The sequence below is a fragment of the Candidatus Krumholzibacteriota bacterium genome, from assembly GCA_016932415.1.
GTDB lineage: Bacteria > Krumholzibacteriota > Krumholzibacteriia > Krumholzibacteriales > Krumholzibacteriaceae > Krumholzibacterium.
In genome coordinates this window covers 1-20,510 of record JAFGCX010000034.1, presented here as the reverse complement: position 1 = coordinate 20,510, position 20,510 = coordinate 1, and the positions used below count along the sequence as shown (strand labels likewise).

20 protein-coding genes, 2 tRNA genes and 1 other RNA gene are annotated in these 20,510 nt (G+C 51.2%); all 23 read right to left on the bottom strand.

What is annotated here, in order from left to right:
• Positions 1 to 7: 7 nt before the first annotated feature.
• The gene (locus tag JW814_11280) at positions 8 to 943 is read right to left on the bottom strand and encodes a ribose-phosphate pyrophosphokinase (GenBank protein ID MBN2072025.1); all 936 of its coding nucleotides are present in this window, start codon (positions 941 to 943) and stop codon (positions 8 to 10) included.
• A 54-nt stretch (positions 944 to 997) separates the two neighbouring features.
• Positions 998 to 1,068 (bottom strand) — tRNA-Gln (locus tag JW814_11275).
• Between the two features lie 26 nt (positions 1,069 to 1,094).
• On the bottom strand, positions 1,095 to 1,388 hold the full coding sequence (gene spoVG, locus JW814_11270) for a septation regulator SpoVG (protein ID MBN2072024.1): 294 nt from the start codon (positions 1,386 to 1,388) through the stop codon (positions 1,095 to 1,097).
• A gap of 23 nt (positions 1,389 to 1,411) precedes the next feature.
• Positions 1,412 to 2,302, bottom strand: coding sequence for a 4-(cytidine 5'-diphospho)-2-C-methyl-D-erythritol kinase (ispE, locus tag JW814_11265; protein MBN2072023.1), 891 nt, complete (start codon positions 2,300 to 2,302; stop codon positions 1,412 to 1,414).
• Between the two features lie 55 nt (positions 2,303 to 2,357).
• Positions 2,358 to 3,434: a DUF362 domain-containing protein gene (locus JW814_11260; protein ID MBN2072022.1), complete on the bottom strand. Its 1,077-nt coding sequence runs from the start codon at positions 3,432 to 3,434 to the stop codon at positions 2,358 to 2,360.
• 48 nt (positions 3,435 to 3,482) lie between these two features.
• Complete coding sequence (locus tag JW814_11255; GenBank protein ID MBN2072021.1) at positions 3,483 to 4,373, bottom strand: decaprenyl-phosphate phosphoribosyltransferase; 891 nt, start codon at positions 4,371 to 4,373, stop codon at positions 3,483 to 3,485.
• Positions 4,374 to 4,380: 7 nt separating this feature from the next.
• Entirely contained in the window at positions 4,381 to 4,980 is a 600-nt protein-coding gene (locus JW814_11250; protein MBN2072020.1) for an SIS domain-containing protein, read from the bottom strand.
• A 31-nt stretch (positions 4,981 to 5,011) separates the two neighbouring features.
• Positions 5,012 to 6,478, bottom strand: coding sequence for an SLBB domain-containing protein (locus JW814_11245; GenBank protein ID MBN2072019.1), 1,467 nt, complete (start codon positions 6,476 to 6,478; stop codon positions 5,012 to 5,014).
• A gap of 10 nt (positions 6,479 to 6,488) precedes the next feature.
• On the bottom strand, positions 6,489 to 9,170 hold the full coding sequence (gene alaS, locus JW814_11240) for an alanine--tRNA ligase (GenBank protein MBN2072018.1): 2,682 nt from the start codon (positions 9,168 to 9,170) through the stop codon (positions 6,489 to 6,491).
• 2 nt (positions 9,171 to 9,172) lie between these two features.
• Complete coding sequence (locus tag JW814_11235; GenBank protein ID MBN2072017.1) at positions 9,173 to 9,835, bottom strand: regulatory protein RecX; 663 nt, start codon at positions 9,833 to 9,835, stop codon at positions 9,173 to 9,175.
• Positions 9,819 to 10,856: a recombinase RecA gene (recA, locus tag JW814_11230; protein MBN2072016.1), complete on the bottom strand. Its 1,038-nt coding sequence runs from the start codon at positions 10,854 to 10,856 to the stop codon at positions 9,819 to 9,821. The genes JW814_11235 and recA overlap by 17 nt, the downstream gene beginning before the upstream one ends.
• 235 nt (positions 10,857 to 11,091) lie before the next feature.
• Entirely contained in the window at positions 11,092 to 12,276 is a 1,185-nt protein-coding gene (locus JW814_11225; GenBank protein ID MBN2072015.1) for an MFS transporter, read from the bottom strand.
• Positions 12,269 to 12,856, bottom strand: a complete 588-nt coding sequence (thpR, locus tag JW814_11220; protein MBN2072014.1) for an RNA 2',3'-cyclic phosphodiesterase — start codon at positions 12,854 to 12,856, stop codon at positions 12,269 to 12,271. The genes JW814_11225 and thpR overlap by 8 nt, the downstream gene beginning before the upstream one ends.
• A 78-nt stretch (positions 12,857 to 12,934) precedes the next feature.
• The gene (ychF, locus tag JW814_11215; GenBank protein ID MBN2072013.1) at positions 12,935 to 13,993 is read right to left on the bottom strand and encodes a redox-regulated ATPase YchF; all 1,059 of its coding nucleotides are present in this window, start codon (positions 13,991 to 13,993) and stop codon (positions 12,935 to 12,937) included.
• Between the two features lie 4 nt (positions 13,994 to 13,997).
• Positions 13,998 to 15,275, bottom strand: a complete 1,278-nt coding sequence (locus tag JW814_11210; GenBank protein ID MBN2072012.1) for a nicotinamide-nucleotide amidohydrolase family protein — start codon at positions 15,273 to 15,275, stop codon at positions 13,998 to 14,000.
• A gap of 54 nt (positions 15,276 to 15,329) precedes the next feature.
• A complete protein-coding gene (locus JW814_11205; protein ID MBN2072011.1) occupies positions 15,330 to 15,785 on the bottom strand; it encodes a phosphatidylglycerophosphatase A in 456 nt (151 codons plus the stop codon).
• 211 nt (positions 15,786 to 15,996) lie between these two features.
• Positions 15,997 to 16,575, bottom strand: a complete 579-nt coding sequence (locus tag JW814_11200) for a gliding-motility protein MglA (protein MBN2072010.1) — start codon at positions 16,573 to 16,575, stop codon at positions 15,997 to 15,999.
• Positions 16,576 to 16,588: 13 nt separating this feature from the next.
• Positions 16,589 to 17,089: a roadblock/LC7 domain-containing protein gene (locus JW814_11195; GenBank protein ID MBN2072009.1), complete on the bottom strand. Its 501-nt coding sequence runs from the start codon at positions 17,087 to 17,089 to the stop codon at positions 16,589 to 16,591.
• 47 nt (positions 17,090 to 17,136) lie between these two features.
• The gene (gene recR / locus JW814_11190; GenBank protein ID MBN2072008.1) at positions 17,137 to 17,736 is read right to left on the bottom strand and encodes a recombination protein RecR; all 600 of its coding nucleotides are present in this window, start codon (positions 17,734 to 17,736) and stop codon (positions 17,137 to 17,139) included.
• Positions 17,737 to 17,828: 92 nt separating this feature from the next.
• Positions 17,829 to 18,140 carry a YbaB/EbfC family nucleoid-associated protein gene (locus JW814_11185; protein MBN2072007.1) on the bottom strand — a complete coding sequence of 104 codons (312 nt, stop codon included), beginning with the start codon at positions 18,138 to 18,140 and terminating at the stop codon, positions 17,829 to 17,831.
• A gap of 15 nt (positions 18,141 to 18,155) precedes the next feature.
• On the bottom strand, positions 18,156 to 19,940 hold the full coding sequence (dnaX, locus tag JW814_11180; GenBank protein MBN2072006.1) for a DNA polymerase III subunit gamma/tau: 1,785 nt from the start codon (positions 19,938 to 19,940) through the stop codon (positions 18,156 to 18,158).
• 30 nt (positions 19,941 to 19,970) lie between these two features.
• An RNA gene (gene ffs, locus JW814_11175) (signal recognition particle sRNA large type) lies at positions 19,971 to 20,236 on the bottom strand.
• An 18-nt stretch (positions 20,237 to 20,254) separates the two neighbouring features.
• Positions 20,255 to 20,330, bottom strand: a tRNA-Ala gene (locus JW814_11170).
• Positions 20,331 to 20,510 lie beyond the last annotated feature (180 nt).

Below are 20,510 nucleotides of genomic sequence, written 5' to 3'. Positions count from 1 at the left end.
CTCCGAACTAGATAAATAACATACTGATCGATTCCTCATTATGGATCCTCATGATCGCTTCGCCCAACAGAGCGGATATATCGAGGACTTTGATCTTCTTACACCTTTCCTTGCCGTTGAGCGGAATCGAATTCGTAACAACGACCTCTTCGATGCAGGAACTCTCAAGCCGTTCGATCGCTTCGCCGGAAAAGACCGGATGGGTCGCCGCGGCTATGATCTTTCCCGCTCCCGCATCTCTCAAAGCCTTCGCCGCCTTGGTGATCGTCCCGGCAGTACTTATTATATCGTCAATGATAATAATATCACTGCCATCGACCTCACCTATTATGTTCATCACCTCGGACGCGTCAGCTCCCGTCCTGCGTTTGTCGACGATCGCCAGGTCCGCGCCAAGGCGTTTCGCGAAGGCTCTTCCCATCTTTATCCCCCCGACATCAGGTGATACGACGGTAAGGTCCTTTAAATTTTTCCCCCTAATATATTCAAGAAGCACCGGTACCGCAAAAAGATTATCAACCTGAACATCAAAAAATCCCTGGATCTGGGCAGCATGGAGTTCCAGGGCGAGGACCCTGCTGGTGCCGGCCGTCTCTATCAGATTAGCGATAAGCTTTGCTGTGATAGGGACTCGGGGCTGGTCTTTTCTGTCCTGGCGGGCATATCCGTAATATGGCATGACCGCTGTTATCCTGCTCGCTGATGCCCTGTAGCAGGCGTCGACAAGGATCAAAAGCTCCATAAGATTTTCCGCCGGAGGAAATGTGGGCTGGATAATAAAGACGTCCTTGCCCCTTATATTCTCGTTGATATTGACTCTTATCTCTCCATCGGAAAATCTTCCTACTTCAACATCGCAGAGGTCTGTCTTCAGATACGAGGCGATCCTGCTGGAAAGATCCGGGTTCGCGTTGCCCGACAGCAATTTAATCATATCAGTCATATCTATAATTCCTCCGAAAAAAAAATGACCTTCCCGGTCACGCAGCCTTTATAGCTGGGGCGGGAGGATTCGAACCTCCGATGCAGGAACCAAAATCCTGTGTCTTGCCACTTGACGACGCCCCAAAAATCCGGATTGATCTATAACTTTGTTACGGTTCAGAGACCTCCAGTCCGGCCTCTGCCTGGACTTTAGCGACTTCCCGTTCATACGCTTCGACGATCTGTTCCTCCATCCAGTCTCTCGTCTGATTATTGATCGGATGGGCTACATCCTGGTAAGTCCCGTCAGGACGTTTCCTGCTAGGCATGGCGACAAATACACCCTTGGCCCCTTCGATAATCTTCAGGCCCCTGATGACAAAACAATTATCCAGCGTAATACTGGCAAAGGCTTTCAACTTATTGTCGTCACGCAACGATACCCTAATCTCGGTGATATCCATGTGGCCCCCCTGAATTTCCTTTTCTACTCCTCTCCAAGGAGTCTTAATGTCTTCTCCACAGGTTGCGTAATCTTTGCAAAGTAACCTTTTCCCAACAAAAGGCACTCTACTTCCCTGACTCTGCTTTCATCGCTGAACAGACCAAAACAGGCAGCCCCGCTCCCGCTTAACGCACTCAGGACTGCTCCTTCATCCTTTAACAGCTTCAGTATTGAACCGATCTCCGGGTACTTTGACACGACAGGGTCCTCAAAGCTGTTGACCGTATCGCGAACAGCATCCGGAAATTCTCTCAATCCCTCCAACAGATGGTTCAGTCTATCTTCCCCATCTTTCCTTGTCAATAGTATTTTAATGTTTTCATAAGCCCATCGCGTGGAAACCGATACTGGCGGTTTGACTATAATGATCCAGCCTCCCGCCAGGCCTTCCCTCGCCTCGAGGATCTCCCCCCTTCCCCTGCCCACAGCCGCTCCGCCACCGAGAAAAAACGGCACATCCGACCCGAGACCATATGCTATACGATGCAACTCCTGATGACCGAATCCGAATTGAAATATCTCGTTAAGACCTGAAAGAACCGCCGCGGCGTCACTGCTGCCTCCACCGAGGCCGGCACCGGATGGAATCGATTTTCTCACTTCTATCTTCACGCCACCCTTATATCCCGCCTTATTAAAGATCGCCCGGGCCGCTTTCCAGCAGAGATTACTCTCGTCCCAGGGAATCGATTCATCATCTCCTTTGAGGATTATCCTGTCTTCCCCTTTTATGAACCGCAACCTGTCATAAAGGGAAACCGGCTGAAAAAAAGTGAGGATATCGTGAAACCCGTCATTGCGCCTGCCGAGCACTTCAAGGTATAGATTTATTTTCGCCGAAGCGAGCACAGAGCAGACCCCGTCAGAACTCATCACAGCACCTCCCCGGGGCCGGAAGACAACTGTCCTCTTTCCCGATGACAGCCGGTCACCTGTAGGTCTTCCAGAGATCGCCCCATTTTGTCCTGTCGAATTGTCTTATCTTGCTCCGTCCGATCGTCGGATACCAGAAAAAATCGTGGTAGATATTACTGGCCATAGGGGCCCACACTACGAGAGGAGAATGCAGGAAGATCTTCTCGAGGAATCTCAGTTTTCCTTTCCGAAGCATCTGGTCGCCCCAGATCACAAAACTCTTCTTTGTCCGGAAATGAAAATTGAGCAGGCCTATGTCCTCGCCGGCGATCTCGATATTCTCGATCCGGCCCTCTCCGAGACCCCGCTCTGTCGCCCAGCGTATATAATCGATTGACATCGGATCGAAACCCATGATCTTTGCCGCGACCGCGTCGATCGCGACCGAATCTCCGCTGGCCAGGATGATATTTCCCTCAAAAAGATCCATCGTCCTGGGACCTGCTCCATCGCCGCATACAGTCCCGTCCATTACTGCAAAGATATTCGGGTGAAGTTCTTTCTGCATCATCATAAGGTCGACAAGGACTTCATGCATATATTTATGGGCGTAATGCCTGACTTCCTTAAGAAGGCCTCCGAATGAGTTCTTTATCGCTCCGGTCGTCGTGGAATGCCCGTGCGTCTTTACGGTCGGGAGGTGGATGATATCCTTTCCTTCAAACATTTTCGGGATGATTATCCCATCGGGAAAGATCTCGTTCAATTTCAGCAATTCGGATTTAAACTCGTACCTTACCCATTCGACGCCGGGAAGAGCGATAAAGGGGAGTCCGTTCTTTTCCAGGATCGGCATCCACAGATTATTGATCGCGCCTTTTCCCGGATTGGTCACCACCGTCTTGTTTTCGATCGGGTGGATCTGCTCCTTTCGGTATCCCCTCTTGAAAAGATCGCCAAGAACTCCGTCGAGCTGCCACGGCTGGCTGGAACAGGCCGGATAATATTTTGTCCAGGACAGATTGAGTTTTATCAGCAGGTCTCTTTCGGCTGAAAGGAATTTTCCGGCATCGGCCAGTTCCATCACGCGATGATAATCGTCAACTACCGTTTCCGGAGCAGTCTTTAGAATCGCGACCTTCGATGCCATCGCGTCAACCTCCTTTAATATCGATCTTTAAAGCGATTCAGATATTTCCTAGGCCATCACGATTATTACAAGGGTCGTAACAAACCATAAAAAAACATCTATTATTATAGCTTTTTCCGTCAGAAGAACTCCCGACGGATCACCTCCCTCGTGCCGGTTGTAGACAAGAAAGAGGTACCGCATTATTCCGAACACGACAAATGGGATCGTATAGACTAGATTTCTAGTACCGAATTTGGAGACCGTGGATGGCCACACAGTGTATATCGAATAAGACATCATCGCCGCCGTGGCTGACATCCCGACGAGCTGGTCAAGCAATTGTCCGGAATATTCCTTCAACGAACGCCTGTGCTCGCCCGCGCTGGTCAGATTCGAGAATTCATTGAGTCTCTTGCAGATGGCCAGAAAAAGAGAGAGGAAAAGAGTACATATCCACAGCCAGGGAGAAAACTCCAGGTCTGGTATGGCAGTATGAAGGACTACTACTCCCGCTCCCGCCCTGATAAGAAAACTGAAACTGATCGCTATCACGTCAAGTATTACGACATCCCTTAACAAGATAGAATAAAGGCCGTTGACAAGGACAAAACCGACCGCGTAAATGAAAAATTCGAACCCGAGCATCCACGACAAAGGGAGCGCTACCGAGATCATCAGGGCCGCCGTCAAAGAGGCTGTCGCGCGGCCCAGCGCTCCCGAGGCTATCGGCCTGGTCTTTTTTGAAGGATGCTCCCTGTCCCTGTCATGATCGAAGATATCGTTGATTATATAGATCGCTCCCGAAAGGGCGCAGAAGATCATAAAACCGGTGAAACTTTTCCATACGAGGGAAAGATCGGTGAACGATTTTGAGAAGAGGACGCCGGCAAAGAGAAGAAGGTTTTTAGTCCACTGCTTCGGCCTTATCGTAATTATAATATTCCAGACAGTTCTCATACTACCCTCATCGCGCGTTTTTTCCGTTTACCAGCATATCCTCGACAAGCCCGCAAAGAATATGTCCGGCGACCATGTGCACTTCCTGAATCCTGGCAAAATCGTTATCCGGTACGGTCAGCGCGATCTTTGAGATCTTCGCCAGAACTCCACCGTCTCCGCCGGTGAAGGCAAGCGATACCATACCGAGCGTGTCAGCCATCTCCACTGCTTTCACCGCGTTTGGAGAATTACCGCTGGTCGAGAGCAGAAGAAGCACATCCCCCTCGCTTCCCATACTCTCCAGTTGCTTGGAAAAGACATCGTCATATGAATAATCATTGGCCAGAGCCGTGACGACAGATGAATTGACCGTCAGCGAAATAGCCTTATACCCCTTGATCTTCTTTCTACGGAACCTTCCTACCAGTTCTCCCGCAATATGCATCGCATCGGCAGCGCTGCCTCCGTTTCCCGCTGTAAAAACGACCTTTTCCCTGCTTATCGCGCCAGCCATTACTTCAGCCATGCTCACTATTTTTTTCTTTTCCTCTTCGGGAAACTCTTCAAGAATCCCTCTCAGAGCGTCAAGCTCCAAGACGACCTGTTTCAAATAATTATCATCCATTCAGATAAACCGTTTCTCCCTACTGGTTAATTCATCTTGTCAATACTATCATCGTCACGACGACGGTACCGACTCTGACGAACATATCGAAGAATCCGCCGAATATGCTTGATTTCGATCGTTTCACGATTATTATGTCGCCCCTGTTCGGGCGGGTGTTCCTGTCCCCGGCTCTCGATCGACCGTCGGGTGAATATATCACGACCCTGTCGATGCTGCCGTTCCCCGTCGGCCCACCGGCCAGACCGACATACTGAGCGACTGTCCAGTCCCCTTCATAGGGGAATCTCCCCGGTAACTGTACCTCGCCTCCCACTGCGACCATCATACTGATCTTCGGGATGTGAAGCATATCTCCATCTCTTAGGGATATTCCCGTCTTTGAGGAAGGTGGAATATATTCCTTAAGGTCCAGCCTTATTATCTCGCCATCGCTTCGTTCGATCGACGCCGCTCCAAGATCGGCATCAGCGTCAAATCTGCCGATCCTGCCTACCAGTTCGGCCAGCCTCTCTCCTTCGGTAATAAAATAATGACCGGTCTTTGTCGTGGCTCCAAAGACATATACCCGGCTGGTCCCGATCATCCCGTCCATCACATTGATCTCATCTCTGTCCCGGAGCAGGGCATCGTCGAATTCCGATTCTGGGATGGCAAAGGTGGAAACAGTCCCATCCTCCATGACCCTGCTGAGAAGGATCGTGTCTGAGACGGCCTCTCCCGAAAGGCCACCGGCGAGTGCTATCATATCGTCTACGGTTTCACCGGTGACAAGTTCATAAACACCGGGTTTTTTGACGCTTCCCCTGATCACGACATGGCTCTTTGCCACCGGCACATGGATCCTGTCTCCATTTGAAAGAAACGGGTTGCTTTTAAATTCGCCCATCATCAGGAACCTCAGGACATCGACTTTGATCTTCCTGCCTTCCCTCTCGAGGATCACTTCTCTGTTGGACCCATCAGTAAGTATGCTGCCGGCTTTTTCCACCGCGTCGGATACTCTTTCCACTGCCGAGATCTCCACGGCTCCAGGTTTTCCGACTTCACCTGTGACGAAGACTCTGAATCTCCGTGGGACAAGAAGATAACAGAAGACACTTATATTGTGAAAATAACGGTCCGCTTCGGCTTCGAGTTTTTTACGAAAATCGGTCAGCGTCAGGCCATCCGCGCCAAGCGCGCCTATCCCGGGAATGAAGACATATCCTTCCGGCAGGACCGAAAGCCTGAAAAATCTTTGATCGGGACCGACCAGGTTGATAATGATCATATCATTCGGACCGAGTACGTATTCATCGGGATCGATCGCTTTTTCGAGATACTGCTGTGACACGAGAGCCTGGTTACCCGTCTGGTCGCGGCCATCTTCTCCCGCCACGTTCCCCGTTGATTCCGCCAGAAGATTCTTTCCGGTTATCTGTGTCGATGCCGGAACGGAAGGTATCAACAGTACCAGTATTAAAAACAGAACGGGATATCGATTCAGATAACGCATGATTTTTTCCTTAATCTGAAAGCAGTTTTTTAACAACCCCGGGGAGTGCTTCAAAAACCTTTTTTTCGCTCTCCATCTCTTTCGTTCCCAGCTGGGCGAGGTGTTTCTTCCCACCTCCGCCACCGCCCGCGATCTCTCCGAGCGCCTGAACAAGAAGTCCAGCCTCGATCCCCTTCTTCAGAAGATCGTCGGTAACGGTGATCACGAACTGCATCTTCCCCTTCTGGGGGCATGAAAACACCCCGACGCCGGACGCGACCCTGCTTCTGAATATATCAGCCTGGTTCCTGAGGTCCCCGCTCTCCCTGACATTGATCCTTCCCGACGCGATACGGATCCCTTCAACAACGGCAGCCGACTGGATTATCTTTTCCATCTCTCCGCCCGTTTCGCCGCTCTGAAGTTTCTTTATCTCCCTTTTCATCTCATCGATCTCGGAAAGGATCGAAGAGACCCTTGCCATCATATCAGAAGGAGAGACCTTTAACAACCCCGCGACAGACTCATCGCGATCGAAAACCTCATGCATATATCTTATGGCGGCCTCTCCAGTGACTCCTTCTATCCTTCTTACGCCTGCCGCGACGCTGCTCTCGGAAAGTATGAGAAACAACCCTATTCGGCCAGTGTTGTCGATATGAGTCCCACCGCAGAGTTCTGCCGAGATATCACCTGTCCTTACGACTCTCACCGTATCTCCGTATTTTTCGTCGAACAACGCGACTACATCGCTCTTCAGGGCTTCCTGATACGACATTATTTCGGTCCTTACCTGGTGAGCTTCAGAGATCCACCTGTTGACCGTCTTCTCGACAGAACGTTTTTCTTCGCTTGTCAAAGGTCGGTAGTGGCTGAAATCGAATCTCAGCCTCTCCCCGTCAACGCTCGATCCGGCCTGGGCGACATGGGTTCCGACGATTTTCTTCAAGGCGGCGTGAAGCAGGTGAGTCGTTGTATGATTTCCTTCTGTCGCTTTTCTCCAGGACAGATCGATCATCAGCCTGGCGCCGTGGCCCTTTTCAAGGTCCTTCGCCAGGTCAAATCCTTTCCTGGGGGACTCGACCAGATGAATTATTTCTCCGCCCCGTTTAAAGACATCCATCACTTCAAGAGTATGCCCGGCGATCCCGACAGTTCCGCGATCGGCCATCTGGCCTCCCGATGTCGCGTAGAAAGGGGTCCTGTCGAAGACGATTTCCCAACCCTTTCCTGAAATATCCGACCAGGTTATATCGGCGCGTTCCTTTTTTTCGATCTCACGGAAAGATCTTACTGCCGCTTCCTCTTCAGTCTTTTCGTATCCCGTAAAAACCGAAGTTTCTCCTTCCGAAACATTCGTCATCGTCACGATGACCGATTCCCCGGATGAAAAACTGCTGCTTTTCTGAGCTCTTTTTCTCTGCTCATTCATTGCCGCCGAAAATCCTTCCTCATCGACCGTCATCCCCTCCCTTGCAGCCAGCGCGACAGTCAACTCGAGGGGAAATCCATACGTATCGTAGAGAAGAAAAGCTCGCTGTCCGTCTATCACCCTGCTGCCTTCTGAAGACACCTCGAGGACAATGGAGCTGAATCTTCCCCGGCCATCCTCCAGCGTCCTGAAGAAGCTTTCTTCTTCAGATCTCACTATCTTTTCAATATCACCGCAGTGTTGCTGAAGATCGGGGTAATCATCCCTCATCACCGAAATGATATCCCCGACAAGCCCGTTGAGGAAAGGTTCGTTTACTCCGAAAAGATGCAGCCTGGTCAGGGCTCGCCTGAGTATTCTTCGCAGGAGATATCCCCGTCCCTCGTTTGCCGGGTATATACCCTCCGCTATAGTGAATGTCAGGGCCCTGGCATGATCGGCGATCATATTTATATCCATCATATCTTCGGGACAGGCCACGCTTCCTTCCGGAAGCCTTTCGACCACAGCTCTCGTGATCGGAGCGAACAGGTCAGTATGGAAATTATCCTCGACTCCCTGCATGATCATCGCAATCCGTTCAAGTCCCGCCCCGGTATCTATCCCCGGTTTTTCCAGCGGCCGGAGATTCCCGTCCTCTTCAAGGAAAAACTGCGGAAAGACAAGATTCCAGAATTCAAGATACCTGTCGCACTCGCAGCCCGGAGCACAATCATCGCTGCCGCATCCCTTTTCCTCTCCGGCATCGTAATAGATCTCGGAACACGGGCCACAGACGCCGGTCTTGCCGACAGGGCCCCAGAAGTTGTCTTTTTTCCCGAGCCTTACTATCTTTGCGGCCGGTACTCCGGCATCTTTGTTCCACAGGGCAAAAGCCTCGTCATCATCTTCATATATACTGATATAGAGTCTTTCTTCGGGAATCCGGAGGATCTCCGTCACAAACTCCCAAGCCCAGGATATCGCTTCTTTCTTGAAATAATCGCCGAAGCTGAAATTTCCCAGCATCTCGAAAAAGGTATGATGACGAAGCGTCTTTCCAACACTTTCAAGATCCCCGGCACGCAGGCATTTCTGGACTGAGACAGCCCTCGTATAGGGAAGGTTGTCCGGTTGAAGATAGAAATCCTTGAACTGGACCATGCCGGCCGACGTAAAGAGCAGGGTGGGGTCTCCCTTGGGAACAAGTGGAGCGCCCGGGACTCTCGTATGTCCTCTTTCCAGAAAAAAATCGACGTATGCTTTCCTGATCTGATGTGCCGTCCTGACATTACTGTTCATATTTATTCTCCAAAAGTCTCTTTTTTCAAAACGCGGGCGCAGATCTCATTGATGACCGATCGTGAAAATCCCTTTCTTGTCAGAAATCCGTTCAACCGTCGAACAGAAGCTTCCCTTTCAACACCCCTCATCGAGGCCAGTTTCTTCTCCGCAAGCTGGAAAGCTGTTTTTTTCTCTTCGTTTTCCGGGAAATTCCTCTCGACTTCCATATCGATGATCTCTTCATCGATCCCCGCTTCCCTCAATTTCTTCCTGATCAGACCAGGACCCGCGGGTCTGTGTTTTTTCCTGTACTCCACGAAACCCGAGGCCAGGCGGCGGTCATTGAGGTAGCCATGACGCCGCAGAGTTTCAACAATATAATCGATTACTTCCCGTTTTTCTATATTTTCATCAGCGAGGGCTCTCTCTATCTCCATCACGCTGCGATCGCGTCTTGACAGAAGATTATACGCAAGAACAAGCCCTGCTTCCCGGGCGACTCTCGATTCAAGCTCCTCAAGCTGCTTCGGGCCCAGAACGGCCCCTTTCTCGAAATATTCCTCGTTTCCGGGCTGATCTAGGATAAGATACCGGTGCTCCGCGGATGTGATCAGGACCCTCAGCTTACCGGTTTTCCTGCGGATATCGACTACTTCTTCGGACTCTCTATTCGATCGAATCACCTTCCGGTTTTGCCGGTCCGCCGGGTCGTCCGACGCCGTAATGAGCCCATACACTCTCCTCTATCTCTCGCTTGATATCGCTGTTTTCCTTCATGAATATCCTGGTATTATCCTTTCCCTGGCCCAACCTCGTCTCCCCGAAGGAATACCAGCTTCCCATCTTCGTCAATATCCCCGACGCGACGCCGAGTTCTATAAGATCACTCTCATAGCTTATTCCTTCGCCGAATAATATCTCGAATTCAGCCTGCCTGAAAGGAGCGGCGACCTTGTTCTTGACCACTTTTACCCTTGTATTATTACCGATGATCGCGTCACGGTCCTTGATCTGGCCGATCCTCCTTATATCCATCCTGACAGTGGAATAGAATTTCAGCGCGTTTCCGCCGGGAGTCGTCTCAGGATTTCCGAACAGTACTCCTATCTTCATCCTGATCTGGTTGGTGAATATCATCGTTGTGTTTGACTTCGATACGGCGCCCGATATCTTCCTGAGCGCCTGGGACATCAATCTCGCCTGCAACCCGACATGCGTATCCCCCATCTGGCCTTCGATCTCCGCCGAAGGGACGAGAGCAGCGACCGAATCGATCACTACTACATCTATGGCGTTGCTTCGGATCAGGACTTCTGCGATCTCGAGAGCCTGTTCTCCGGTATCTGGCTGCGATATGAGGAGATTATCGACATCCACTCCGATCTTCCTCGTGTAACCTATATCGAGAGCATGTTCGGCGTCAATGAAAGCGGCGACTCCGCCCATGCGTTGCGCGTTGGCGATTATCGAACAGGTAAGCGTCGTTTTCCCCGAGCCCTCAGGCCCGTAGATCTCGATGACCCTTCCCCTGGGCACTCCCCCGATACCAAGCGCGATATCGAGCGCGAGGGATCCGGTAGGAATAGCCTCTATCTCCGCGATAGCGCCTTCTTCTCCGAGCCGCATGATGGAACCCTGTCCGAACTGTTTCTCGATCTGGTCGACAGCGAGCTCTATCGCTTTTTCCCTGTTATCAGATTCCACCGGGCTTTTTCCCTGTTTTGCCCTGGCGCTGGATTTCGTCTTTTTCAATTCCTTCCTCCCACTTCATCCCCCGGATAAACGGATACAGTTGATTTACTCCCCCCGCACGACAACCGGTCAATGTGTCTTTATATCATCCGGCATATATTTATTCAATGAAATTCATCCGGTTTTTCCGGCGCGGAGATTCATCCGACCGTTGTCCCTGATCGGCGAAACTGAGCTGATGAAGACTTCAGATTACTTCCTTTTCATCCCTGACAAAGAGGAAAAGGATGATCGCCACGAGGCTCGATATCAGGCCGTATAGAAAAGTCCCTTCCGGACCGGTTCTGTCCCAGATAAAACCAGCGAGAAATCCGCCGGGAAGAGCTATCAGGCCGATAGAAGCATGGAAGATCCCCAGCGCCGTCGCCCTTGACTCCACTGGAGCGAGGTCAGCCACGTAAGCTCTCTGGACGCCGTCGATCATCGCGTAGAAAAATCCGTAGACGATAAAGAAAACGACTATCGCTTCGAGACTGGAAGTAAATATCAATCCGGCTGAAGTAAGGGCGAAAACAGAATATCCGGCGAGGATGACCGGTTTTCTCCCTATCCTGTCCGATAGCATGCCGAAAGGCATTACGCAAAGCGTATAGACTGAATAGAAGAGCGTATAAAGAAGGATCGCCGTGTTGTCGGCAAGTCCAATCTGCTTCGCTTTGAGCAGGAGAAAAGCGTAACCGAAATGGCCGAGAGCGAAAAGCGTCGCCGCGACGATAAAAAGTCTCAGGTTACCCGGCATATCCCTGAAGCTCTCTCCAGGCGATGGATTTATCTTTCCGGAAACAGGGTGGCCCTTCTTCTCGTTTATCATCGAAATGAGCAGGACAGCGGCGATCCCGGGAAAGAGAGCAAGAAAAAATATCTTTCTGTAACCGAGAACGGGGAGAAGCAGATAAGCAACCAGCGCCCCCGCTATCGATCCTATACCGTCCATCGCCCTGTGAAAACCATATGCTTTTCCCCTTGTCCCGACGCTGCTCGATTCGGCGACCAGCGCGTCCCTGGGAGCGTTCCTCAGACCCTTTCCGATCCTCTCTACGACCCTTACCGAAAGGACGAAAAACCAGCTCCCGGCAAAAGCGAAAAGCGGTTTTGCCAGGGTCGAGACGGAATAACCGAACAGGATAAAAGGTTTTCTCTTCTTGATCCTGTCTGAATAAGACCCCGACACGACCTTGAGCAACGATGCCGTCGTCTCCGCCACACCTTCGACGATCCCCACTATTGAGGCGCCGGTCCCTATCACCGTGATGAGAAAGAGAGGTATCAGGGGAAAGACCATCTGGCTGCCGAGATCCGTGAACAGGCTTACAAATCCCAGGACGATAATATTCCTGCTGATTCCTTTGAACAGAGAGAATGGTTTATTCATGATCGCTTGTAATCTTCGAGGGGCCCATGGGAAATTCATCCAACACTTCGTAAATCGCTCCCGTTTTTGCCAGATGGCTTCGCATGAGCAGAAGGCGGGAGACTATCTGCTCAGCATCCGCAGGAAGTTTTTCGACCGAGCTCAGTCCTCTTCTTATACGTTCATCTATCGGGCGTTTTACCCTCGCAAGTGTCAGGTGAGAACGGAAAGGCCTTTTATCCCTTTCAAAACCAAGGTATTCGATCTCCCGCTCCACGTTGGAGGCAAGACCGGAAAGCTCCTGTCCTCCCTCTTCGACATTGAAAAAAAGGACTCGCGGCCTTGCAAGATCTGGAAATCCTCCAAGGGAGCCGAATCTGACAGTGAAAGGAGAGCAATCCGCCGCAGCCGCCCTGCCCGCCCTGCCGAGCGCGGCGATCATCCTTTCGTCTGTCTCGCCAATGAACCGGATCGTCAGATGATAGCTGGCTGGATCGATCCACCTCCAGGGGACGCCGGAAAGCGAGGATCTTTCGATCGCCGCCGTGACCATCTCCTTTACATCGTTTGATATTCGGACTGCGTAGAAGACCCTGATCATTCTTCCTCCAGGCCGGCCCATCCGATCTCGCGCCATCGGTATTTCAATGCTCAAGAGGCGATATTGCCGATGGCGGGACTAAACATTAAAACGGTAAGAGATGATATCCCCATCCCTGACGATATAGTCTTTTCCTTCAAGTCTGATCTTTCCCGCCGCTTTCATCGCTTTTTCCGATCCGAGCCCCTTCAGTTCGTCATATGCCATCGTCTCGGCTCGTATAAATCCCCTTTTTATATCGCTGTGCACCTTGCCTGCCGCGTCATGCGCGATCGTACCCTCTCTTACCGGCCATGCCCTTACTTCATCCTCCCCGACGGTGAGAAAGCTTATCAGTCCCATCGCCTTGTACGCGGTGCCGACGAAGACCGACAAGGCGCTTTCGCCAAGACCGAGCTCCTTGATAAATTCAGCCCTGCTCGCTTCGTCAAGAAGCGATATTTCCTGTTCAAGCCGGGCACAGACGGATATTACTGGAATTCCACTCCCGATCGAAGAAGAAAGATCGAAATGGCCCGCCGGATCGGCTTCGCCAGTATTGATTATGACCATAGCCGGTTTCATGGTGAGCAGGCCGAGCGACTTAATCACCTCTATCTCGCGCGGACGCAGAGAGGCTTCGGAAACCGGTCTTTCCGACTCCAGGTGAGTAAGCAGCCTGCGCTGGATATCGAGTTCTTCTTTTTTCTGATCCTGGAATTTCGTCGCTTTGAGGACTTCCTTTTCGAGTCTCTCGACGCGGTTGGTGACGATCTCGAGATCGGACAGAAGGTATTCGGTGAGCAGGGTATTCACGTCGCGCAGAATATTCTCCTTCATATCCGGCCGCGGCTCATATGCCTGAACGACAAGGACGAGAAGATCGGCAAGCCTGACCCGGTTAAAGATCTTTCTCGCCATCGACCGCCCTTTCTCGTCATCGAAATCAAATCCGGGAAGATCGAGACAATCAATCGTCGCGTATGTCACTTTTTCAGGATTATAATAATCTATAAGCCATTCGAATCTCCCGTCAGGCACATTGACGATAGATTCGGTGACTCCGGCATATCCGGGAGGCGCCGGTTCCCTTCCGCTGAGCGCGGCGAAGAGGGTACTCTTGCCCGATTGCATAAGACCTGTTATCGCTGCTATCATTCTTTTATTTCCCCGTGCTCTCGCCGTTAAAACCCGCTGCGCCATCTGTCGCGATTCTGTATTCGGCAAGTCTTTCTTCTTTTCCGGAAAGAAACAGCCTCAACATGTCCAGAGCAGTACAGACGCATCTTTTTCTCACCATCTCCCTGTCGCCCGCAACCCTGATCTCTCGGCAGAAGATATCGCTTCCCGCTGCAAGGCCGAGATAACAGAGCCCGACAGGTTTTTGACCCGTCGCGCCTCCCGGACCTGCTATCCCCGTGGTCGAGAGAGCCATATCCGATCCCGAAACCCTGATCGCCCCTTCCGCCATCGAGACGCAGACCTCTTCGCTCACAGCGCCGAAGCTTTCGATGAGAGACCGCTCGACTCCCAACCTGTCGACCTTGGCATCGTTGGAGTAGGTAATGAACCCTTCGATGAACGATCCACTCGCTCCCGGTACTGAGACCAGGGTCGAAGCTATAAGTCCGCCGGTCAACGATTCGGCTGTCGAAAGGGTGGCGCCTGAACTTGCCAGCATACGCAGAACAACCTCTTCCAACCTTTCCGAAGCGATCGAAAAAATATAACTTCCGAACTCGTCGCGCAACCTCTCAATTTGATCTTCTCCGATACTTTTTGACGGCAGATAGAGCCTTATCCCATCCGGACCCGCGATTATCGAGATCTTCTCCATCGACCGGCTGTCGACAACCCTCGAGAGGATTTCCTCTGCCGTCGTCTCCATCATACCGAAAATACTGATGACCCTCTTGATATCATTGTCCTGTCCGGTGAGCCCTGGAAGTACCGAAGCCTGAAAAATCGAACGCATCTCGGCTGGTACTCCTGGAAGCATGTATATCTCGCTCTCTCCCGCTTTCATCGCGAGCCCTGGAGCCGCGCCGACTTTGTTTGGAAGTACCTTCGCGCCGGCGGGGATCCTGGCAAGATCGATATAACCTTTCGGAACTGCCTGTTGGCGTTCGCCGAATTTTTCGGCTATCGAATCTGTTATCTCATCACTGATATCAGTCCTGCCTCCGGCAAGGTCGATCGCCGCCAGGCGGGTGACATCGTCGACGGTGGGACCCAGACCCCCCGTGACTATCACGACATCCGAGCGTTTCGATGCCGCTTCGAGTTCTGTTCTTATTGTCCCTCTGTCATCGGGAAGTATGGTGATCCTTGAAGGTTCCGATCCAATCGCCGTAAGGCTCGATGATAAATAAGCGCCATTATTCTCAGATGTCTCATTGCGAAGGACTTCATTTCCTATAGTGATTATCTCGATCCTCATTACGCTTAATTTCCCTTTTTCAGCTTTATTCGATCGCTGTTATCGATTTTCCCATCAGGTAAGATCAAAAAACCTCATGAGGATAAAGAGCGCTATGAACGAATAGACTCCCGCAAGAGCATCATCGGCCACGACGCCCAGGCCGCCCTTGAGTCTCTCCGCCCGTCCCGCGGGGAATGGCTTGATGATATCGAATATTCTGAAAAGGATAAAGGCGGCTATACCCACCTTCCACGCGGGTTGAATCATGAAAAGTGTTATCTGCATACCGATAAATTCGTCGACGACGATCTCCGACGCGTCATGGCCATAGTAATCCTCCATAACGTTAGCGAGATAAATCGCGACCGGTATCGCTAAGACAACCACGACCGGATGCGTGAAGTATTTCGCGCCCGGGACAAAGAGCCAGACCGCTATCCACACCGCGCAGGCAAAGGTAGCTGATGCGAAAGGGAAAAACCCCGTATAAAAAAAAGAGCCCAGAATTGTCACGACGAATTTTTTCATATTATCTCCAGATATTCAGACTTTTCCTGTCAATGAACAGGCCCGGGACCTCCAGAGCCCCGATCTGCGCGGCAATCGATCCCCCTGTTCGTAATGGCGGACCGATCGGGCGAAATCCGGTCCCGTCCGTCAGATTCAGCGCCAACATGAGAAGGTTACCGGGATTGGTCCGTGCATACAAGTGAATAAATAGGGCGGCAACTTAAAAAGATCAGGAAAGATTTCTCAGTACACCTTTAGCCACGGCTTTCAACGTATCAAAGACTCCCGTCCCGTTTACGGCGACCGCTTCGAAAGATGGGAAGTGCTTCGGATTCAGCTCTTCTTCCAGGTCTGATACTCCTATCGCGTCTGGAAGGTCTCGCTTGTTGTACTGGATGGCGTAAGGCACTTCATCGAGCTTTATATTATATTCTGAAAGGTTTTCGTGAAGGTTGTAAAGGCTTTCGATATTCGCGTCATACCGGCTGTTCTGCGAATCGGCAACGAACACCACGCCATCTACTCCCCTGAGTATAAGTTTCCTGCTTGCATCGTAATATACCTGTCCCGGGACTGTATAGAGGTGGAAACGCGTCTTGAATCCCTTCACCGTACCGAGTTCCAGCGGAAGAAAATCGAAAAAGAGAGTCCTGTCCATCTCTGTCGCGAGAGTTATCAGTTTTCCCTTCGTGTCGGGAGAAACCTTTTCATAGATATACTGGATATTGGTCGTCTTCCCGCATAACCCGGGACCGTAGTAGACTATCTTGACATTTATTTCGCGCGACGAATAGTTTATTAAAGACAACTTTCCATCCCCTTTAATCCGAGAAGAGACTGTCTATCTCGAGTTCAGCTCCGGCTGTGAATTCTTCATCGAAGTCCGATGAATACTCTTCATTTTCATATTCCAACTTGCCATAAAGTCTTAGAATAACGGTAGAAAGGTTATCAACTGCTTTCTTTGTCCTGAGCCTTACCAGGCCAAGAGTCGTTTTCTTGTCGAACAGGACCACAAGTATGATATCCTGTTCTACCCTGGCAAGATACATCGACTCGTTACTCCCCTGGTGATACAGGGTAGAGAAATCCTTTTCTCCTATAAGCTTCGCCAATTGCGCGTTGGCTTCGAAGTCAGCCGCGCAGAGGGAAGCGAAACTGTACATGTCAAATAAAGGTTCATCACCGACATTCGAGATCAACTGCCCCGTCTTGTCGAGCAGTATTACGCTGGTAGCATTCGAATTACTCAATAATTCCTGGAGGGTAGTACTGATAGCGTAATAATCCTCCTCGAATACCTTCCAGTTTGTTCTGATCATCTCTCTTTCTCTCTTTCCCTTGCCTGAGATTGACTACCACCGGGTCTTCAAATCGGCTCTCGTCCTTCCAGCGCTCTCGAAATAGTCCCTTTATCGACGAATTCGAGAGTGCTGCCGAGAGGAATGCCTCTTGCCGGTCTCGTTATCCTTATGTCTATCCCTTCAAACATCTTCAGAATATAGAGCGATGTGGTATCTCCCTCTATACTCGGATTCGTTGCTATGATAAGTTCCCTGATCTCTTCCTCTTTGACTCTTTTCTTCAGGCCCGAGAGGTTCAACTCTCCGGGTCCGATTCCATCAAGCGGTGAAAGAACTCCGTGTAAAACATGGTAGCGGCCCCTGTATTGTCCCGATCTTTCAAGAATGTAAATGTCGGACGGCCGTTCAACGACGCATAACACGCCTTCGACTCTCGATCGGTCGCCGCAGATCCTGCAGATATCTTCTTCGGAGAGACTTCCGCATCTGTTGCAAAATCCAATCTTCTCTTTGACTTGCTGAAGTGTCTCGGCAAAATCCTTTACCTCCGCGTCATTCATATCGAGGATCGCGAATGCAAGTCTGCGAGCCGTTTTTTCACCTACTCCGGGAAGCTTTTTAAACTGATCTACCAGCTTCTGAAGCAGTGGAAGCTCAAAATTCATCACTCTCTCCCCCTGTGAAGCAAGAATCTTGCCTTAAAGCATTCAATAGCAGGAAAATGCGAAAAGATCGAAAAAGGAATCGTTGAGATATGTCAGAACAATCCTGGAAGAGGCATCCCGCCTGTAAGGGAACTCATTTCCTTGCTGATCATATCGTCGATCCGTGACTTCGCCTCGTTGACAGCCGCAACAATAAGATCTTCAAGCATTTCGACATCTGAAGGATCGACAACCTCGGGATCGATCGTCACTGAGACGATCTCGTGACGGCCATTCATCGTCACTTTGACCATACCCCCGCCGGCAGAGGATTCTATCGTCTCTTCGCCGAGCCTGGCCTGCATCTCAGCCATTTTCGTCTGGACCTGTTGCGCCTGTTTCAGTAGTTTTCCAATATCCTTCATTACGATCTTCTCCTTTTATTCCTTATAGATATCCCCGTTGAACTCCTCAACGATCCTCTTGACCATCGGAGCTCTTTCAAAAAGATCCTCAAGATCCTTGTCGGCCGGTACGGGATTTTTTACTTTTTTCGTTTTTTTCTTTTCAGGTCTTTCCGCCACATCGCCAGTTTTTTCGATTTTACGCCCATCAATGACAAATTTTCTGCCATAGAACCTTTCAAGATGCGACTCGATATAGCGTTTGTTTTTAGCCTCATGAACCATTTCAGAAGCGAACCGGTTCTGGGAATTGAAAGAAAGATAGATCTTTTCCCCCTCGACCGCTTCTACCCTTGCCGACATCAGCCAGATACCGAGCGTCAGTTTCGCCTCTCTGATCTGAGCGAGGAATCTCTCCCACTGCTCCTTTCCTCCAAGGTCGGAAAGCGCTTTTTCTTCCGATCCGCCATCTGTCGCCCTCCTGTCGTCGAAAGTGGCGTATACTTTACCCTCCGGGCCGCCTCCCCCAACACCACCGGTACCTGCATCATCCTTTTTCAGAAAGGCGCTGGCAGTCGACCTGTCCGCATCCCCTCCGAATTTTCCGGCGGTATCATATTCGTTCGAAGGAGCCGCTGATCTCTTTTTCCCGGCCGCGCGGCTGCCCGGAGAGGATGAATTCCCGGTGCCGCTCTCCTCTATCTTTCTGATCAGTTCCGATATCTCCACTGATGATTCCCAGGATGCCGCTTCGGCGATCGCTGCTTCGAGAAGGTATCTCGGCTGACTGGAGTTTTTCATCTCCCTGAACGCCCGGCTTGCCGACCTGAACAGAAAGAGAATGTCCTCTGTCCTGAAGATGCCTGCCACTTTGCGCAGCTGAGATATCTCGTCCGGGGTGAGGTCAAGCCAGAGCGGCGAATCGTCATCGACGCTTAGTATTATCATATTCCGCAAGCCCTCGAGATATGCCAGGAAGAACTCTTCGAGGTCGAGCCCCGATGAGGTGACCGCTTCGATGATACCGAAAGCATCCTTCCTGTCTCTCTGGCTGATAGCCGAGAGAAGGCTCGTTATGATCCCCGAATCGACCAGCCCGAGCACTCTTCGCACGATCTCGAGGTCGATCTTTTCATCATGCGCCGATATACACTGGTCAAGAAGGCTCTCGGCGTCCCTCATGCTGCCATCCGCCCGGCGGGATATAAGAAGAAGCGCTTCCGGATCGGCACTTATCTTCTCCGCGGCGCATATCCTCTCCAGCTGGCCTGTCAACTCGGCTGTCTCAAGCCTTTTAAAATTAAACCTCTGGCATCTTGAAAGTATCGTCGCCGGCACCTTGTGCGGCTCGGTCGTGGCGAATATCAGGTATACATGCCTGGGAGGTTCCTCCAGAGTCTTCAACAGGGCGTTGAACGCCTGGGGAGTGAGCATGTGGACTTCATCTATGATATATATCTTGGAAATACTCTGGGAGGGAGCATACCCGATCTTTTCTCTCAGGTCCCTTATTTCATCTATTCCCCTGTTCGAAGCGCCATCGATCTCTATCATATCGAGATGAGATCCCTCGTTTACCGCCCTGCACGAGGAACATTCATCACAGGGTTCATTGCCCTGCCGGTCCTCGCAATTGATCACCTTCGCGAGAAGTCTTGCCGTCGAGGTCTTGCCGCATCCCCTCGGGCCGGAAAAGAGGTAGGCGTGGGCCAGCCTCTCCTTCTCCACCGCTTTTTTCAGAGTGACAGTGACATGATCCTGGCCGATAACGTCTGAAAACTTTCTCGGCCGCCATTTTCTTGCAAGTACGAGATAAGCCATCGATGATCCACCAATCAACAGATTCAGAGACCGTGCACCCGATTTCGAGAGGCATCCCCGGCTCTTATGGCGGGGTTAACTCCGGTCAGACTATTCCGCGGCACACAGGAATGACTACGTACCGCTGCTACCTTCCGGTCCTGACGGAGTTGGCAGGTTCCTGTTGCGCGGGGCCTGGCCATCAACACCACTTCCCGCCATCGATCGCTCGAAAAGTACACTCCCTTGATCGGGGATTCAGCCCCGCTATAGCGGATTGCGGGTACAGGGCACCGCTACCTCCCCGCCTAGCACGATCCCGGAAATATAACAGATGGTGGAGATGAGCGGATTCGAACCGCCGACCCCCTCGTTGCGAACGAGGTGCTCTCCCAGCTGAGCTACATCCCCACCCTTATCGTCTCGCTCCCGTCTACCCGGACGATCGAAACGGTACCGGGAGCAAGTATAGCGCAAAACGCCGCTTTCGGCGAAATAAACTTCTCTGGCGGAGAGAGAGGGATTCGAACCCTCGGAGCAGTTACCCGCTCAACGGTTTTCGAGACCGTCCCATTCAACCAGCTCTGGCAT

Coding starts and splice junctions, on each gene's coding strand:
- JW814_11280 (MBN2072025.1), bottom strand. CDS start 943: ATGACTGATATGATTAAATTGCTGTCGGGCAACGCGAACCCGGATCTT.
- spoVG (MBN2072024.1), bottom strand. CDS start 1,388: ATGGATATCACCGAGATTAGGGTATCGTTGCGTGACGACAATAAGTTG.
- ispE (MBN2072023.1), bottom strand. CDS start 2,302: ATGAGTTCTGACGGGGTCTGCTCTGTGCTCGCTTCGGCGAAAATAAAT.
- JW814_11260 (MBN2072022.1), bottom strand. CDS start 3,434: ATGGCATCGAAGGTCGCGATTCTAAAGACTGCTCCGGAAACGGTAGTT.
- JW814_11255 (MBN2072021.1), bottom strand. CDS start 4,373: ATGAGAACTGTCTGGAATATTATAATTACGATAAGGCCGAAGCAGTGG.
- JW814_11250 (MBN2072020.1), bottom strand. CDS start 4,980: ATGGATGATAATTATTTGAAACAGGTCGTCTTGGAGCTTGACGCTCTG.
- JW814_11245 (MBN2072019.1), bottom strand. CDS start 6,478: ATGCGTTATCTGAATCGATATCCCGTTCTGTTTTTAATACTGGTACTG.
- alaS (MBN2072018.1), bottom strand. CDS start 9,170: ATGAACAGTAATGTCAGGACGGCACATCAGATCAGGAAAGCATACGTC.
- JW814_11225 (MBN2072015.1), bottom strand. CDS start 12,276: ATGAATAAACCATTCTCTCTGTTCAAAGGAATCAGCAGGAATATTATC.
- thpR (MBN2072014.1), bottom strand. CDS start 12,856: ATGATCAGGGTCTTCTACGCAGTCCGAATATCAAACGATGTAAAGGAG.
- ychF (MBN2072013.1), bottom strand. CDS start 13,993: ATGATAGCAGCGATAACAGGTCTTATGCAATCGGGCAAGAGTACCCTC.
- JW814_11210 (MBN2072012.1), bottom strand. CDS start 15,275: ATGAGGATCGAGATAATCACTATAGGAAATGAAGTCCTTCGCAATGAG.
- JW814_11205 (MBN2072011.1), bottom strand. CDS start 15,785: ATGAAAAAATTCGTCGTGACAATTCTGGGCTCTTTTTTTTATACGGGG.
- JW814_11195 (MBN2072009.1), bottom strand. CDS start 17,089: ATGATCAGAACAAACTGGAAGGTATTCGAGGAGGATTATTACGCTATC.
- recR (MBN2072008.1), bottom strand. CDS start 17,736: ATGAATTTTGAGCTTCCACTGCTTCAGAAGCTGGTAGATCAGTTTAAA.
- JW814_11185 (MBN2072007.1), bottom strand. CDS start 18,140: ATGAAGGATATTGGAAAACTACTGAAACAGGCGCAACAGGTCCAGACG.
- dnaX (MBN2072006.1), bottom strand. CDS start 19,940: ATGGCTTATCTCGTACTTGCAAGAAAATGGCGGCCGAGAAAGTTTTCA.